The sequence below is a fragment of the Roseateles sp. genome (genome assembly GCF_044373315.1).
Classification (GTDB): Bacteria; Pseudomonadota; Gammaproteobacteria; order Burkholderiales; family Burkholderiaceae_C; genus JACDQM01.
In genome coordinates, this window is record NZ_JBILQK010000050.1 from 12,100 (window position 1) to 29,127 (window position 17,028).

The following is a 17,028-nucleotide window of genomic DNA, read 5'->3' on the forward strand; positions in this document are numbered from 1 at the left end:
AGATCCGGTGAACTGAGCAAGACGCTCACTCAAACTGCAACTCGACGCTGAACTTCACGCTTAGCGCCGGCAGCACACCTGGCGCCGAGGTCCACACGCCGGCCCAGGTCTTGCCGGTGACGGTGCCGGTCCAGACAGTGCCTTGGCCGTCGATCAGCTGCAGCGCGGTTGGGCTTGCCGCGCCTGTAGAGCTGAACGGGCCGCCGGCCTCGGCGACCAGGAACACGCCGCTATTGCCGTTGCAGCTGAGCTTGTTGGCTTCGCTCGGTGTGCAGGGCGTGTTGCTTGTCTTGTCGAAGTGGGTCGAGAAGCGGCTGCGGTTGCTGCGCACATCGATCTTGCCGGCCGCGTCCAGGGCCAGCCAGACACGCAGCGCGGCCGGGTTGTCGGCGGGTGGGCCACTCCAGCTGAGGCCGGGGGCCACCCCGGGCACCTGACCATCGCCGAACACCACCGGCACCGCAAAGCTGCCAGCGCCGGTGCTGCTTGAACTGGCGGTGGCAACCTTGGTCCAGGTGCCGGTCCAGCTCAGACCGGTCAGCGTGCCGCTGAAGGTGTAGCCGTTGGCATCTGGGCCGGCGATCAGCACCGTGGGCGTGGCCGCGCCCTGGGGCGTCATCTTGCCATGTTGCGAGCTCAGGGTGATGCGGCTGGAGCCGCCCACGCAGTTCGCGGCATTGGCGGCGCCGTAGGTGCACAGCGTCGACATCGTGCCCTTGATCTTGTGGAAGTCGTAGCCACCGCCATTGATCAGGCCCGCGCTGTCCAGGCTGAGGCTCACGCGAAGCGGGTAGCTGTCGCTGCCATTGACCGACAGGGTGCCGATGGCAGGGCGGGGTGCCGGTGCGGGCGCGGAGCTGCCAGGGAAGGCGAAGCTGCTCAGCCGCTTGAGGCTGAAGCGCAAAGCGTCTGGGTCAATCCCGGCGACGCTGCTGCCGTCCGGCGCAACGGTGGCCGTGAAGGTGCCGGGGACGTTCTTGCTGTTCAAGGCCAGCCCCTGCAGGGTCAGCGTGCCGTCGGCAGCCCGGCTGGCCCCCATCGCCGTGGCGAAGTCGCTCTGGCTGTTGTGGGTGTCCGTGCGTTCGACGTAGCTCGTGCTGGTGCAGTTGGCATCGCTGTGGTCGCGCGAAATCGAGCGCGCAAACTGCCAGCGGTTGGCGCTGACCTTCTGGATGTCCCAGACCGTGATGCGGCCCTTGCCGTCGCAGGGCATCTGCCAGAAGCCGACCATGTGGTCGACGGCGGTCAGCACCAAGGGATTGGGGTTGAGGCTCGCAGCCTGGCTCCAGAAGTGCGTGAGCGCCGCGTCCTTGGCCACCAGACTGAGCGCCGGCAGGTCCTTGCTGACGGTGTTCAGGCTGCTACCCGGCTTGGACAGATCGGTCGCGCTCACCAGCTTGGCGGCGGTGTCGGCCGCAATGGTGATGCCGTTGGCCGGATTGCGGTCGCTGTCCAGCGATTGCAGCGCGACCAGGATGTTCTGCACCGAGGCCGGGTCGGTACTCAAATCGGCCGGTGTGACGATGGAGGGGGCACTGGATGTGCCCAGCGTCAGCGCACCGATCTTGAAGGTGACGGTCTTGCCCTCGGGGTAGTTGAACTGACCTTGCGCATCGGTGACGCCGGCCTTGGCGCCGTCGATCCACACCTCCAGGCCTTGCACGGGCGAATCGATGAACACGCCCACCTTGGCGATGGAGGGCGGGGCCGGCGTGGGGGCCGGAGCAGGAGCAGGAGAAGGAGATGGTGCGGGTGCGGGTGCGGGTGCGGGCGCGGGCGCCGGTGCCGGGCTGTCCCCGCCGCCACCGCCGCAGGCGCTGAGCGCAGCCGCGACCAAGAGCAGATTCAGTGGAACGCAGGAACGGCGCGGGCGCGTGCTTGACATCGACAGGACTCCCCAGAGAGTGGACAAACCCACGAGCAGCCGGAAGGGTGCCCGCGATGTCTGGGAAGAGTCGCTTCCGCGGAACTTGTCAGCCGCCGCCGCCCTGGGGCTTACCCGGAGTGCCGGGCACGATCAGCACAAAGAGGCGGCCGTGGGCCGGCGCCTCGACGCCGCGCTGCCGCAGCGCCTGCGCCAGCGCAGCGGCACGCTCTGCTGGCTCGCTTGGCAGACGCGCCTGCAACTGCAGCACGCCCGCAGGCTGCGCGCTCAGCCGCGCCGTCACGCCGTGGTTCTGCAGCAGGGCCTGCAGCTCGGCGGCAAGCAACTCCGGACGCTCGCTGACGATGCGCTGCGGCGCCTCGGCCCCTCGCATGACATCGCCCTCGGCCGGTTCGGGGGCTGGATCGGGAAGCTGCCGCACCGCCACCAGGGCCACCAGCGCAAGACCTGGCACGGCCCACCAGCGCCGGTCGCTGCCGCCCAAGACGTCGACGGCACGGCGCCACCAGGGCGTGGCCCGGTGGCGTCCGGCGAAGGCGCCGGCCTCGCGCAGCCGGGCCAGCAGGGCCTGTTCGGCGGCGGTGTCGGCCGCTGTCGGCTGCAGCTGCTCCAGCATCAGTCGGCGCATCCAGGCGCCGGCGCGGGCGCTGGCATCGGGCGCATTCGCGCCGTCCGCTGCGCCTCGCAGCGCATCCAGACAGGGCTCGGCATCGAACTCAGTCATGGCTCGCTCCTCTTCAGCTTGGCCGCACCCCGTCGCATGGGCTCGAGGCCATCGTCCAGGCAGGGCTTGAAGTAGCCGAGCAGCGCGGCACAGCACTCGCTCATGAACTGCCGCGTGGCGCCATAGCTGCGACCGATCAGCTCGGCGATCTCGCGCGCGTCATGGCCCAGGGTGATCAACTCGATGCAGTGGTAGCGCCGCGGCTGCTCGTCCTTGAAGCGGCCCAGCTGCCCGTGCAGGCAGCGACTCAGCAGCGGGTCGGAGCTGGCCGGGTCAGGCAGTTGCGCCAGCCAGTCCAGGCCGGGATCCATGTCGTCCGCCGCGGCCGGCGGGCTGGCCGGCTGGCGGGCCAGGCGCCGCCAGTGGGCGCTGGTCTCGTTGCGGGCCACGGTGCGTGCCCAGCTGTGGAAGGCCTCGGGTGCGCGCACATCGCCGGCATGCATGACGAGCTTGAACAGGATCTCGTTGAGCAGGTCCTCGATGTCGTCGGCCTGCACGCCGGCATGGAAGAGCTGGGCGCGCAGCAAGGGCCGGTAGTGTCGGACCATCTGCACGGTGGCCCGCTCGGCCGCCGGCCCGCCCAGGCGCAGTGCATCCAGGAAAGCTTGAGCATCGAACAGAGATCGGGTCATGGGGCTTGCGAGGTCGGACTGTGCGGGGAAGAGTCGCCGAGCGCCGGGATTGTCAGGCAAGACCCGGATGGGCCGGGGGCATGGGCCATGGGAAGATCACTGCAAGACCAATGATGAGAACAAAAGGCCGGGCATGAGGGGTTGGAAGTTGGGGGGAGTGGCTTGCCTGCTGGCGGCCTCCATCGGTGCTGCAGCATCTGCGTCGGATCTGCCGGCCCTGCGCGAGCAGGTCAGCGTGCTGCAGGGGCAAGCCAAGCACGGGGATGCGGCGGCTTTGCTGCAGGACGCGTTGGCGCGGCTGGCTGATCCGGCCTCGGCGCAGGCCGCCGAACTGTTGCTGATGCTGACCGAAGTACAGAACCGCGGCGGCAACCCCAAGCTGGCGGCCCAGAGCGCGGAGCGCGCTTGGCGGTTGCGGGAGACGCTGTTCGGACCCGGTGACGCACGCACCCTTGATGCGTTGAACGCATACATCGATCATTGCCCTGCGGCCGGCTTGGCCAAGCAGTGTGAGCCCCTGGCCGCTGAGGCGGTGATGCGCTACGAGGCACTGGGCAATCCTGGCGCGCCTGGATTGGCCGCCCTGCTGCGTAGCCAGGCGCTGATCGCGAACATGCTGGGCCGCGCCCCCGCGGCGCTGCCGCTGCTGGACCGCGCGATCAGCATCTGGGCCCTTGATACCGAGCGCCATGCCGAGAACATCTTCAATGCGCAGACCGGCAAGGCGGTGCTGCTGCAGAATCTCGGCCGCTTTGACGAGGCCTTGGCGACTGTCGATGCGGTGATTCCGGCTCAGCGAGCCCGTTTGGGTCTGCGCGCGATGGACGTGATGTCGTCGCTGAGCACGCGAGGCGTTTTGCTCGACCAGCTGGGCCGCATGGACGAGGCACTGGCCCAGTTTGAAGAGGTGATCAAGCTGCGCACCGAGATGCTGGGTGCTGAGCATCTGCAGACGCTGCAGTCCCGCACCCGCATGGGCGTGGTGCTATTGCAGATGGGCCGCATCGCCGAGGCCAATGCCGAGTTGGAGCAAGTGGCGGCCGGCGCGCGGCAACGTTATGGCGATGGCCATCTTACGACCCTGCATGCCGGCCACTATCAGGCACTGGCATTGCGCGCCGCCGGGCTGCACCGGCAAAGCGTGGATGTTTCGACCCGCGTCATGAACGACCAGCTGAAGGTCAGCGGCGACCGCCACCCCGACTACGTCACGTTCTTGCTGGCACGGGCTGCTGGCCTGCAGCTGGCCGGAGATGTCGGCGCCGCGCTGGAGGAGTTTGAGCGGGGCCTTGCACTGAGCGAGAGCATCGACGGTGTCAGGCATCCGCGCCACCTAACTGCTGTATTGAATGCGTTGTCGGCTCGTAACCGGGCGGGCCTGGAAGTGCCCGCGGCTGATGTGGGTTCCGTGGCGCAGGCCTTGGTGGCGGTGCGAGGCCCCGAGCACCCGCAGAGTCTGACGGCTCGGCATCTGCAGGCCCATTTGATGGGACGACAGGGCGAGGCGCAGGCGGCTCTGCCGCTGGCGCAGGCCGTCAGCGAAACCCGTGACAGGCTGCTCGGTGTGGGCCATGTGGATGCCTTGCACGCGCAGGCACTCGTCGCCGAGCTCCTGGTGCGTTTGCAGCGCCCTCAGGAGGCGCTGCCGCTGCTCGACGCCTTGGTGCCACGGGTCGATGCGCTGCGCCGTTCTCTGGCGCCGCTGGGTGCCGCAGCGCAGCGTCAGGCGCTGGAGCCGCTTCAGGCCGCCATCGTCGAGCGCATTGTGTTGCTGGCGCGGGCCGGCCGGCTGGAGGAGGCCTTCACGGCGGCGGAGTCGTACAAGGCGCGCATCCTGCTGGAGCAACTGGCGCGCCAACGCGCATTGGACGGCACGCGGTTGCCCGACGGTATGGCTCAGCGCCTGCAACGGCTGGTGGCCCAGAGCGCTTCGCTGGAGGGCCGTATCGGCGTGGCGGCGCGTTCCAGCGAGCGCGAGCCGCTGCGTGGCTTGCTGCAGCGCACTCACGCCGAGATCGAGAGCCTGATTGCCCAGGCGAAGCAATACGATCCACGCTTTGCCCGCCTGCTTGATGTCGAGCCAGCCGGGGCACAGGATCTGGCCCTGCTGGGTGAGAAGACTGCCTTGTTGCACTTTCTGAAGGGGCGGGACCAGTCCTGGTATGCGCTGCTGCGCACGCGGCGGGGCGCCCCGCAATGGTTCGAGCTGGGTGTCTTGCCCGATCTGGCGGCTCAGGTCGAGGCTTTGCGGGCCCAGACCACCGCGACCGGCCGACGGCAGGTCGACGCGGAGGTCTTGACCCAACAGCTGGGTGGCCGATTGCTGGCGCCTCTGCATCATGCGTTGGTCGGCACCGAGCAACTCTTGCTCTCGCCTGATGGCGTGCTGGCGCTGTTGCCCTGGGACATCCTGCAGCTGCAAGGGCGGCCGGCGCTGCAGCGCTTTGCCGTCAGCCTGACTCCGTCGTTGTCGGTTTTCAAGCTGGCGCGCGAGGTTGCTCCACAGCCGCGCGCCAAGGGCCTGCTGGCACTGGCCGCCTCCGACGGAGGTCTGGCCCAGGGCCAAGTCTGGCCAGCCTTGCCGCATGCTCAGCGTGAGGCCCTGGCCGCGGCAAAGCTGTTTTCAGACCAGGGGGGGCGGGCCATTACCGGCGCCGCCGCCAGCGAAACCGCGCTGCGCAGCCTGGCCGCCAGCGGCGAGCTGGCAGGCTACCGCCGGCTGCTGATTGCGGCTCATGGCCGGTTCGAGCCCGGTCGGCCTGAGGCCCAGGGACTGATACTGGCCGCCGATGGTTCCGATGCGACCCGCGATGGTGTGGTCGGCCTGGCTGATTGGGTGGCCCTTCCACTGCGCAGCCAGTTGGTCATCCTCTCGGGATGCGATACCGGGCAGGGGCAGCTGGTGGCCGGCGAAGGCCTGGTTGGATTTGCCTATGCCCTGAATGTGGCGGGCAACCGCGATCTGCTGGCCACGCTCTGGCCGATCAGCGACGGGTTGGCGGCGGAGTTCGTGCTCGACTTCCTCGCTCGCGTGCGCCGCGGCACCGGACATGTGCAGGCCCTGGTGCAGGCCAAGCGCGCCTTCGCCTCGCATGCCAATGCCCGTCTGCGCGACCCGCGCATCTGGGCGGCCTTTGTGCTGGTTGGCCAGTGATGCAGGCACGCAGGCAGGCAGCCTCGCAGCGGCGGCGACCCGGCGCTGGCGCAGCACTTGCCCTCGCGCTGTGCCTAAATCTTGGCCTCTGTCCGCTTGCCGCTGCCGCCGATCATGCGCTGCTGGTGGGCGTCAGCGCCTATCCGGGTCTGCCTGGCCGCAGCCTGGAGGGCCCAGCCAACGATGTGCGGCTGATGCAGCAGACCTTGGCGGGCATGGGTCTGGCCGAGGACCAACTTACCGTGCTCGCGGAGCGTGGCGGCGGCCTGCCGACCCGAACAAACATCCTGCGCAGTCTCGCGCGACTGGCCAACCAGAGCCAGCCCGGGGACTGGGTGCTGGTCTATTTCTCCGGCCATGGCGCCCAGGTGCCGCAGCGGCCTGCCTCGCCTGGCGAGCGTGTCGAGGGCGATGGCCTGGACGAGGTCTTCCTGCCGCGTGACACCCAGCACTGGGACGCACAGCGACAGGAGGTGCGTGGTGCGCTGCGCGACAAGGAGTTGGGCGCGGCCCTGCGGCGCATCCAGGCTCGCGGTGCCCATGTTTGGGCGGTGTTCGACACCTGCCATGCTGCCGACATGCTGCGCGGCCCCGGCGGCGCTGCAGCGTGGCGCTTCCTGGGCCCTGAGGCGCTGCACATTCCGATGTCGTTATGGTCAGAGCGTTGGCGCAATAGCCTTCGCCGCCAGCTGCCAGGACTGCGGAGCGGGGCCGCGGCAGTGCCGCGCAAGGTCGGTGCCCCTGCGCCGGGCCGCTATATCGGCTTTTTCTCCTCGCAGGAGGGCGAGGGCACGTTCGAGGTGCTGCTGCCAGACCCACAGGACCCGGCGCAGCAGCGGCGCTACGGCCTTTTCACCTACCAGCTTGCTGTGGCTGCACGCGACTGGACCGGCGGCCTGGGCGAGCTGGCGCGGCGCATCGAACAAGGGTACCGTGAACGCCCGTTCCCGACGCCGCAGTTCGTTGGCGAGCTCGAGGGGACACAGCCCTTCAGGCGCTCTGCATCGCCCAGCTGAACGTCGCTGCGTAGGGCGCCGCAAGGCTCACCACTTGAGATTCGCAGGTAACTTACGGCGTCGGGCCTATCCAACGCGCGCGCATGCTGCTGCTCATGGGAAAGGCGCTAGACCCAGGAGATGTCGATGAAAGCAGTGCGTCGGAAGCTGCTTCTGCGCGCCATGCCGTTGTTGTGCGCTGGCCTTGGTCTGGGCAGCCTCCCAGGTCTGGGCCAGGCCCAACCGCCTGAAGACAAGGGCGAGCACCGCGATTAGGACAGGGGCGGTTCTGATGAGTCTTAGCTCTTGATGGGGATCCGCTTCGAGCAGGCTCGCAGTCTGACGGTTCAGGACGGGTACACCGGCTACAAACCCGTGCCGCCAGCCATCCGCAAGAACGTGGCGCGCGGCAAGCCGCTGCCACCTGGCACCGCCAAGAAGGCAGCTCCGCCAGCGCTGCTGCGCCAGTTGCCGCAGCGGGCCCGGTTATTCCACACGCTATTCCAGCTAGTTATGCGCTGCTGTCGAATTGGAACCGCACAGCCGGACTAACCCGATGCTGACGTGGATGCCTTGATGCGCCAGTCCCGCCGCGCTGCGCGCTGCGCCTGTGTTCAAACTCGGAAATCCTGGACCATGAACATGAAGAAATCGCTGGCCTGCATGGCCTTGATGGGCCTGCTGTCATTGAGCTCCGCGTCGCACGCGGCCCTGCTGCTGCGCGGCGGCGGCACCATGGTCTACGACACGCAGAGCAATCTCACCTGGCTGGTCGATGCCAGCGCCGGCGGTCCGCGCAGCTACGGCGACGCCAAGGCCTGGGCCGAGGGCCTGGTGCAGGGCGGCTTCGACGACTGGCGCCTGCCGGGTGTGAGCCCGGTCAACGGACTGGCCCTGCAGCTCGACTACTCGGAGGACGGCAGCACCGACGTGGGCTTCAACGGCAGCGGCCTGAATGCCGAGCTGGGCCATCTGTTTTACAGCAGCCTGGGCAACGCGGCCTGGAGCCTCGCGAACACCGGCCCCTTCAGCGGGCTGCTGGATGCCCATGACCCCATCGGCCCGGCCTTCTGGACCGGCACCGAATCGCAGGACGGTTGGTCGCTAGCCTTCTTCATGGGCATCGGCGATCAGGAGGAGCTGGCGCAGGACACCCTGGCGCGCGCCTGGGCGGTGCGGGTTGGCGATGTCGAGGCCAGCGTGCCGGAGCCGGCCACGCTGCCGCTGGCGCTGGCTGCGCTGCTGGGCGTGATCGGCCTGAGTCGTCGTTCCCGCCAGGCCTGAGCGCCGCGGCCGGACCCGTTGCACACCGAGGGGAGATTGATCCAATGAAGACACTCGCGATCCGACTTCTGGGCGTGCTCGCCCTGGGCCTGGGCGGGCTGGGCAGCAGCCATGCGGCCTACAACGCCACACCCGACTTCTGGGAATGCGCCAACCGCGTCGGCGGCACCTTTGTGCATGGCCGCATCCCGTCCGGCTGCGACGTCGCAACCTTCGGCCCCGACAGCTTCGTGCGCGGCAATTACGGCGGCACTGTCTTCAACGACGCGGCTTACAACACCGCCAATGGCTCTGACCCGATCAGCGTGGCCGAGCGCAAGCGCTATATGCAGGAGATGTATCCGGTCATCCGCGATGCCAGCCAGCGCTACCTGAATGCGCGCAAGCCCGGCGTGCAGGAGCGCGAGTTGCAGGCCTTCCAGCGCGGCGTGTTCGCGCTGCTGCGCCAGGAAAGCTTCTGGTCGCACTACCGCGACGCGCAGACCGCCACCGGGCAGCCCTTCCTGCTGAAGATGATCCGTGGCGATAACGGCCATGGCCACGGCATGATGCAAGTGGACGACCGCTATCACTTCCTGCCCCTGCAAGAAGGCAAGGGCTGGAACATGATGCAGAACTTCAGCTATGCGATCGACATCTACTACGACGCCTGGCAGAAGGCCCCGGCGAGCTGCCTGGGCGGCGCCATATCCGGCGATGACGAGTACTGGCGCAGCCGCGCGCGCTCGGCCTGGTCGGCCTACAACGGCGGCCCGACCCGGGTATGCCGCTGGCAGAACACGGCGGATGCCAACGTCGCCAAGGACAACGGCTACCGCGACAACTACGACTTGCGGCGCTGGCTGACCGATGTGGCCGACCTCAACAAGCCGGCCAGCATCGACGTGGCCTGTCTGATGGACAACGGTGCGCAGTGCCCGCAGCCGGTGGGCGCGCCGCTCGGTCCGAACCGCTTGATGAAGCTCGGCAACTCGGCCTGCGTGCTGGTGGGCGAGACGCTGGAGTGCGTGGACACCGTCGGTGATGCCAGCTGCCTGGGCGGCCGCAGCAGCTTCGACGAGAGGGTGATTGCCACCATCTACGCGGTGCAGGTGACGGGCCGCATGCGGGTCGATCACAACCGCCACCAGATCTGCCGCGCCTTCGTGCCGGGGCTGCAGTCACTGGGCAGCGCGATCACCACGCTGGCGCCTCTGGCGCTGCGCTCGTCCATCGACGGCATGGTGCTGGGCCAGGCCCCGGCCGGCACTTACCAGGTGCTGGACTTTGCCGTCAGTGGTGTGGCCGCCAAGCAGCGCTTCTATCGCATCCGTGCGACGCTCAACGGCGTGCTGACCGACGGCTGGATCGACGCCGGCGCGGCCGCCACGCACGCCTCGCTGGCAACGGCCGCAGCGCCGTCCGGTGCGGGCGCGCTGCCCTATCCGGGCGACTGGGTCAGCGTGGTGCCCAACCTGAACATGCGCGCCACGCCGGGCGGCGCGCTGCTGGTGACGATTCCTGCCGGCCGCGTGGTGCAGATCAAGGAGCTGTTCGGCACCGCGTCCGCCAACAACCTCTACTACCGCATCGAGTACACGCACAGCGACGGCGTGACGCGTGAGGGCTGGATCTTCGGCGGCAATCTCTACCCGAGCTCCACGCTCGCCAACTGGGTGCTGCCGGCTGCGGCCCCTTCCGCGCAGAAGCACGCCCATTGCCCGAACGGCACCCGCTACGACATCCACAGCCGCCAGTGCATGAGCGCCAGCTCGGTCTACGGCCCCTTCACCGCGGCTGCCGTGCAGGCCTGCCTGGACAGCGGCGCTGGTGCCGTGTGCACCGCCAACCGCGCCACCGTGGTCGACGGCGTGGCGCTGACGCTGCCGATCTGGAGCAAGGCCGTCGCAGCGCAGGCCGTGGGCAACGGCGATTGCCCACGCGGCGCGGCGCGTTCATCCGCGCATCGCTTCCACTGCGTCGAGAACGTCAGCCGCGATGGCGTGCTGCAGACCGATGTCTACGGGCCCTTCAGCTCGGCGATGGTCAGCGCCTGCCTGGCCAGCCAGGGCAATGCGGGCTTCTGCCGCAGCAACCGCTGGCCGGCCACAGTGTTCCTGGCGCAGCAGCCCTGAGATGAGCGGAGCCATCGGTGGCTGAGCGAAACCGGCCCGCGAACTGGCGTGCCGCCGCGCTGCTGTTGCTGGCGGCCGGCGCGCTGGCATGGCTGTGGTGGATGCGCGATGCTCCTGCGGCCGATGCGGCCGCGCCGGCTGCGGTGGCGCTGCCAGCGTCGGCCCCCGGGCTCGCGGCCGCCTCCGGGCCGGCGAGCGCGCCAGTGGCAGCTGCCAGCGAGCCTAGCGCCAGCGGCTTCCTGTCAGCCGGCCGGCAGGCGCTGGCTCAGCCCCATCCCGCGCAGGCCCTGCGCGGACTGAAGACTTGCTATTTCCAGGGCAATTGCCAGCTGGCCGGCCCCGAGGGCCTGGACGAGCATTTCGCCGATTCACGCGCCATCGTCGAGCAGCTCAAGCGACTGGGCGAGACCGGCAGCGCTGCCGAGCAGGCGGACTGGGCGCGCGAGCTGATCGGCTTTCCCGACGGGCATGTGCAGGCGGCGGCGCTGGCGTTGGCAGCCCGTCTGCCGCCCGCGGCCGAAACCGTGGCCGCCACCGTCGCGGCCTTGCGCGAAAGCTACGACACCGTGCTGCTGCGCCAGGCCTATCCGGTGCTGCAGCAATGGCAGCAGCTCGGCCTGACCGCTGGCTATGACGAGATGTTCCTGCAGCTGGTGCACACCGGCGGCTGGCAGGCGGCGCAGTCGGTGGCCGAGAACATCGGCCCCTTTCTGAATGCCGGCAATGTGGCCCGCTTCGAGCAGCTTGCCGGCCAGCTGCAGCCGGGGGCGCGGCAGGACGCGCTCAAGCGCGCGCTGCGGGACTACCAGCTGTTGCGCAGCGGCGGCTGAGGTTTGCGGGGGGCCTGGCGCGGTTCGACCTAAACCATCCAGCTGGTTGTGAATACCAAGCCAGTCAAGCGCCAGCCGCGCCGCTATCGGGCCAGCCAGGCCGCCCGGTCCATCTGGTAGGTCTTGCACTCCAACTCGTACCAGCGCTCCACGCCCCTGAAGCGCATGCCGAGCCGCTCCATCACCTTGGCCGAGGGCAGGTTCTCGACATGGCACACGGCGCAGAGCATCGGCGCCGCGAGCTGGTCGAAGGCGAAGGCCGCCATGCACTGGGCGGCTTCAGAGGCATAGCCCTGGTGCCAGTACTCCGGCCGCAGGCGCCAGCCGAGTTCCAGCGGGTTGGCCGGGTCTCGTGCCAGGTGTTGCACGCAGCCCATGCCGATCACCTCACCGCTTTGAATCTCGACAAAGGCCCACCAGGAGTAGCCCAGTGCGTTCCAGCGTTGCTTGATGCGCTCGATCATCGCCACCGTTTCTTCGCGGGTCTCGGGCTTGCCGGAGATATAGCGCATCACCTCGGGCTGGCTGTTGAGTGCGTAGAGCCCTTCGAGGTGCTCGTCGCTGACGGGCTCGAGGCGCAGGCGGGCGGTGGTCAGGACGGTCATCGTCGGGGCGATCCATGGTCGTCGAACGGACTCGGCCCTGGGCCGAGTGTTATGCGCTTCCTGGCCGCGGTGTCAACGCAGTGCCACCTCTGCAAAGCTGGAAATTAGCCATCCAGCCTGTTCTGGAAGACGAGGCCGGCGTGCTCGCGCAGGGCGTGGAACCTGATCTTGGGCCAGTTGGCCTCGATCGCTCGCAGCTCGGGCGCGTATTCCACCAGCACGGTCGGTGCGTCCACCGCGTCGTACGCCATGCGGTGGTCGTTGGCGTCGATGAAGCGCTTGAGCTCCTTGTCGTCGTCGCAGGTCACCCAGCGCGCCACCTGGAAGCGGCTGGGCATGATGCGGGCCTTGACGCCGTATTCATGCTCCAGGCGGTGCGCCACCACCTCGAACTGCAGCTGGCCCACCGCACCCAGCAGCAGCACGCTGCCGGCCACCGGGCGGAATACCTGGATCGCGCCTTCTTCGCCAAGCTGCTGCAGGCCGGCCTTGAGCTGCTTGGTCTTCAGCGGATCGGCCACTTCCACCGAGCGGAACATTTCCGGCGCGAAGAAGGGCAGTCCGGTGAACTGCAGCGCCTCGCCTTCGGTGATGGTGTCGCCCAGCTGCAGCACGCCATGGTTGGGGATGCCGATGATGTCGCCGGCAAATGCTTCGTCCAGCAACTCGCGGCGCTGGCTGAGGAAGCTCACCACCGTGTTGGGCCGCAGTTCCTTGCCGCTGCGCACCACCTTCAGCCGCATGCCGCGTTCGAAGTGGCCCGAGGCCACGCGCAGGAAGGCGATGCGGTCGCGGTGCGCCGGGTCCATATTGGCCTGGATCTTGAACACCACGCCGCTGAACTTGGGCTCTTCGGGCTTGACCACGCGCTGCATCGCGGCGCGCTCGGCCGGCGCCGGGGCCAGCTCCACCAGCGCGTCCAGGATCTCCTGCACGCCGAAGTTGTTGACGGCCGAGCCGAAGAACATCGGCGTCTGCTTGCCCGAGAGGAACTCATCCAGATTGAATTCAGGCGCGGCCTCGCGCACCAGCTCGATCTCGCCCTGCGCGTTGTCATACTGCATGCCGAAGCGCTGGGCATAGGCCGGGTTGTCCAGGCCGTCCAGCACTTCCTCGGTGCCGGCCACGCGGTCTTCGCCCGGCGCGAACACGCGCATGCGCTGCTGGCGCAGGTCCATCACGCCATGGAACTGCTTGCCCATGCCCACCGGCCAGGTGAAGGGCACGACGGTCATGCCCAGCTCTCGCTCGATCTCGTCCATCAGCGCCAGCGGCTCCTGCACCTCGCGGTCCATCTTGTTCACGAAGGTCAGGATGGGCGTGTTTCGCGCGCGGCAGACCTGCAGCAGGCGCCGCGTCTGCGGCTCCACGCCGTTGGCCGCGTCGATCACCATCAGCGCCGCGTCCACCGCCGTCAGCACGCGGTAGGTGTCTTCGGAGAAGTCCTGGTGGCCCGGGGTGTCGAGCAGATTGATCACGCAGTCGCGGTATTCCATCTGCATCACTGAGGAGGCCACCGAGATACCACGCTGCTTTTCGATCTCCATCCAGTCCGAGGTGGCATGCCGCGAGGCCTTGCGCGCCTTCACCGAGCCGGCGATCTGGATCGCACCCGAGAACAGCAGCAGCTTCTCGGTCAGCGTGGTCTTGCCCGCGTCAGGGTGGGAAATGATGGCGAAGGTGCGGCGGCGGCGGACTTCGCTGTCGATGCGGGTCGAGGTTTCGGTGGACATGGCGGGCAGGCGTGGAGCGAACCGGCGATTATCGGCCCAGGCCACTGCGCGCCGGGTGCTGCATGCGGGCGACACCACCCGAACTCAGTGGAGCAGTGTGGCTGGGCGGGCGCTTTTCGGGCGATCGCCCGCTGGACGATGCCTCTCTCTAGGCATTAGAGTCGGCTGACGAAACCAAGATGAGTTTTTGGAGAGAGCGCGCCTGCGGGATGCGGCGCGGCTCTGACGTGAGGGAGGCAGATGATCCCCTGGGCGCCGCTGGTCTGGTGCCCTGACACGGGGCGTGCCGACCAGCTTTGCCCAAAGTGGCAGGAGCGTGCTCATGTTTCGACAGCTGAAGTCCCTGCGCGTGCAGGTGGTGGTGATCTCGGTGGTGGCGATGACGCTCGGCATGCTGGCGCTCGCTGCGGCCAACTACCAGACCGCGCGCGGTCATGTGCTGAACACCTTGCGGGACGACACGCGTGCCCTCGGCCAGAGCCAAGCCGGCACCATTGCCGACTGGGTGGCCAGCAAGGCGGCCGTGGTGCAGTCCACGCTGCCGGCTGTCGCCGAGGCCGACCCGGTGAAGTTCCTGGTGCAGGCCAAGGATTCGGGCGGATTCGACACCAGCTACATCGGCTATGCAGACAAGCGCATCGTCTTCAACACGCCACAGGCTGATCTGCCCAAGGACTACGACCCGACAGGGCGTCCCTGGTACCAGCAGGCCGCACAGGCCAGCGGGCCGGTGCTGACGGCCCCATACAAGGATGCCGCCACCAACCGTATGGTGGTGACTTTCGCGGTGGCCGCCAAGTCAGGCGGCACGGTGGCGGCAGTGACCGCCGGCGATGTCTATCTCGACAATGTGGTGGCCGTCGTCAAGTCCATCCAGCCCACCCCGGGCAGCTATGCCTTCCTGGTCGACAAGGCGGGCAAGTTCGTGGCGCACCCCGACCCGAAGCGGGGCGGCCAGGCCGCGACTGAGCTGGCCGCAGGCTTGAGCGCCAGCGTGCTCAATGCACTGTCCGGTCAGACCGAGTTGCAGGCGATGGACATTGAAGGATCGCCGCGCCTGCTGCAGGCGAGCAAGGTGAAGGGCACGGACTGGGTGCTGGTGATTGCGCTGGACAGCTCTGAAGCGCTGGGCAGCCTGACGCGGCTGGCGCTGACCTCGCTGGTGGCCACGGTGCTGGTGCTGCTGATCTCGGCCGGCGTGATCGGCAGCCTGGTGGCGCAGCGCCTGAAGCGCCTGGCGCAGCTCCGCGACGCGATGCAGGACATCGGCTCGGGCGGCGGCGATCTGACCCGCCGCATTGACGAACGCGGCGAGGACGAGCTGGCGGAGATCGGCCGAGGCTTCAACAGCTTTGTCGACAAGCTGGCTGGCGTTCTGGCTGAGATCCGCGACACCAGCGAATCGGTCCGCGTGGCCTCGCAGGAGATTGCCACCGGCAACCAGGACCTGTCCTCGCGCACCGAGCAGACGGCCAGCAGCCTGGAGCAGACTGCCAGCTCGATGGAACAGCTCACCGACACGGTGCAGCAGAACGCGGATCGCGCGGCCCAGGCCAACCAGCTGGTGATGTCCACCTCGGCGGTGGCGGCGCGGGGCGGCGAGGTGGTGGGCCGCGTGGTTCACACCATGCAGGACATCAGCAGCAGCTCGTCCCGCATCGCCGACATCATCGGCGTGATCGACGGCATTGCCTTCCAGACCAATATCCTGGCGCTGAATGCCGCCGTGGAGGCGGCGCGCGCGGGCGAGCAAGGCCGCGGATTCGCGGTGGTGGCCAGCGAGGTGCGCAGCCTGGCGCAGCGCTCGGCCGAGGCTGCCAAGGAAATCAAGGCGCTCATCTCGGCCTCGGTGGAAAAGGTCGATGGCGGCACAAGACTGGTGAACGAAGCCGGCAGCACGATGAACGACATCGTCAGCTCGGTGCGCCAGGTGACCACCATCATGCAGGAGATCGCCGCGGCCAGCAGCGAGCAGAGCGGCAGCATCTCCGAGGTGGGTTCGGCCGTGAATCACCTCGATCAGCTGACACAGCAGAACGCCGCGCTGGTCGAAGAATCGGCCGCCGCCGCGGAGTCGCTGAAGGAACAGGCGCAGCGCCTGGCGAGCGCGGTGGCGGCCTTCAGGTTGCGCAGCTGAGCTGCGGCCGCTGCAGTTTTGCCTGCTGCTCACCCAGCGGCGCTGCCCCGTGCAGCGCCGCCCTGACTACTCCTCAAGCAGGCTGCGCAGCATCCATGCGGTCTGCTCGTGGATGGTCAGGCGCTGGGTCAGCAGGTCGGCGCTGGGTTCGTCGCTGGCCTTGTCGACCAGCGGGAACAGGCTGCGTGCGGTGCGCGCCACGGCCTCGTGGCCCTCGACCAGGATACGCACCATCTCCAGCGCCTTGGGCGGCGTGGCGGGTGCGTCTGTCAGCGAGCTGAGCTTGGCGAACTGGGCGTAGGAGCCTGGTGCCACATGGCCCAGCGAGCGGATGCGCTCGGCGATCGGGTCGACCGCGTTCCACAGCTCGGTGTACTGCGCCATGAACATGGTGTGCAGGGTGTTGAACATCGGCCCCGTCACATTCCAGTGGAAGTTGTGGGTGGTCAGATAGAGCGTGTAGGTGTCGGCCAGCAGCTTGGACAAGCCGGCCGCGATGGCGGCGCGGTCCTTGTCGCTGATGCCGATGTTGATGCCGGCCGGGCCGGCACTGCTTGTCTTCTTTGCCATCTTGATCGCTCCTTGCGGACGGGGTACGGATGCAGCGACTGTACTGAAAGCAAAGTGCTGCCGCCGCCAGGACGCAGGCCTGCCCTCAGACGCTGGTGTGGCGCATCCAATCCACCAGATGCTGCGCATTCAGCGCGCTGCCGGCCACCACCAGGGCCAGGCCCAGCAGCCGGCGTGCTCTGCGTGTTGTCATTGAAGCCTCCTTGTCGAAACGGGCGCCAGCGCTGCTGGCAAGGAGAGGACTTTAGGGAGTGGTGCAGCGCAGGTCCATTTGAATGATCAAAGCGCCGCGATAGCCAAAATCTCTCTGCTGCCAGAGCAGGCTCAGGACAGCCGTGTCACCCCTTCGAGCGGGCAGTCGTAGA

Annotated in this window: 12 protein-coding genes; 6 read left to right on the forward strand and 6 right to left on the reverse strand. The window is 68.2% G+C overall.

Annotation, left to right across the window (positions count from 1 at the left end; all coding sequences use genetic code 11):
* Positions 1 to 25: 25 nt before the first annotated feature.
* From ACIQ67_RS12515 to ACIQ67_RS12525, 3 genes are all read right to left on the reverse strand, one after another.
* Entirely contained in the window at positions 26 to 1,885 is a 1,860-nt protein-coding gene (locus tag ACIQ67_RS12515; protein ID WP_397534701.1) for a hypothetical protein, read from the reverse strand.
* Between the two features lie 88 nt (positions 1,886 to 1,973).
* Positions 1,974 to 2,609 (reverse strand): hypothetical protein, encoded by a 636-nt coding sequence (locus ACIQ67_RS12520; protein ID WP_397534702.1) that lies wholly within the window; start codon positions 2,607 to 2,609, stop codon positions 1,974 to 1,976.
* On the reverse strand, positions 2,606 to 3,241 hold the full coding sequence (locus tag ACIQ67_RS12525; protein ID WP_397534703.1) for an RNA polymerase sigma factor: 636 nt from the start codon (positions 3,239 to 3,241) through the stop codon (positions 2,606 to 2,608). Before ACIQ67_RS12525 ends, ACIQ67_RS12520 begins: the two co-directional genes overlap by 4 nt.
* A 133-nt stretch (positions 3,242 to 3,374) precedes the next feature.
* Between ACIQ67_RS12525 and ACIQ67_RS12530 the strand changes: the two genes are divergently transcribed.
* From ACIQ67_RS12530 to ACIQ67_RS12550, 5 genes are all read left to right on the forward strand, one after another.
* A complete protein-coding gene (locus ACIQ67_RS12530; protein ID WP_397534704.1) occupies positions 3,375 to 6,395 on the forward strand; it encodes a CHAT domain-containing protein in 3,021 nt (1,006 codons plus the stop codon).
* Complete coding sequence (locus tag ACIQ67_RS12535) at positions 6,395 to 7,411, forward strand: caspase domain-containing protein (RefSeq protein ID WP_397534705.1); 1,017 nt, start codon at positions 6,395 to 6,397, stop codon at positions 7,409 to 7,411. The genes ACIQ67_RS12530 and ACIQ67_RS12535 overlap by 1 nt, the downstream gene beginning before the upstream one ends.
* A 615-nt stretch (positions 7,412 to 8,026) precedes the next feature.
* A complete protein-coding gene (locus tag ACIQ67_RS12540) occupies positions 8,027 to 8,674 on the forward strand; it encodes a PEP-CTERM sorting domain-containing protein (protein ID WP_397534706.1) in 648 nt (215 codons plus the stop codon).
* A 44-nt stretch (positions 8,675 to 8,718) separates the two neighbouring features.
* Positions 8,719 to 10,788: a hypothetical protein gene (locus ACIQ67_RS12545; protein WP_397534707.1), complete on the forward strand. Its 2,070-nt coding sequence runs from the start codon at positions 8,719 to 8,721 to the stop codon at positions 10,786 to 10,788.
* Positions 10,789 to 10,805: 17 nt separating this feature from the next.
* Complete coding sequence (locus tag ACIQ67_RS12550; RefSeq protein WP_397534708.1) at positions 10,806 to 11,618, forward strand: hypothetical protein; 813 nt, start codon at positions 10,806 to 10,808, stop codon at positions 11,616 to 11,618.
* Positions 11,619 to 11,701: 83 nt separating this feature from the next.
* On the opposite strand, the gene ACIQ67_RS12555 is transcribed toward ACIQ67_RS12550, so the two are convergent.
* Positions 11,702 to 12,223 carry a GNAT family N-acetyltransferase gene (locus tag ACIQ67_RS12555; RefSeq protein ID WP_397534709.1) on the reverse strand — a complete coding sequence of 174 codons (522 nt, stop codon included), beginning with the start codon at positions 12,221 to 12,223 and terminating at the stop codon, positions 11,702 to 11,704.
* 104 nt (positions 12,224 to 12,327) lie between these two features.
* Complete coding sequence (locus ACIQ67_RS12560) at positions 12,328 to 13,956, reverse strand: peptide chain release factor 3 (RefSeq protein ID WP_397534710.1); 1,629 nt, start codon at positions 13,954 to 13,956, stop codon at positions 12,328 to 12,330.
* Between the two features lie 322 nt (positions 13,957 to 14,278).
* Between ACIQ67_RS12560 and ACIQ67_RS12565 the strand changes: the two genes are divergently transcribed.
* Positions 14,279 to 16,093: a methyl-accepting chemotaxis protein gene (locus ACIQ67_RS12565; RefSeq protein WP_397534711.1), complete on the forward strand. Its 1,815-nt coding sequence runs from the start codon at positions 14,279 to 14,281 to the stop codon at positions 16,091 to 16,093.
* 66 nt (positions 16,094 to 16,159) lie between these two features.
* On the opposite strand, the gene ACIQ67_RS12570 is transcribed toward ACIQ67_RS12565, so the two are convergent.
* Positions 16,160 to 16,663 (reverse strand): Dps family protein, encoded by a 504-nt coding sequence (locus tag ACIQ67_RS12570; protein WP_397534712.1) that lies wholly within the window; start codon positions 16,661 to 16,663, stop codon positions 16,160 to 16,162.
* Positions 16,664 to 17,028: the final 365 nt, after the last annotated feature.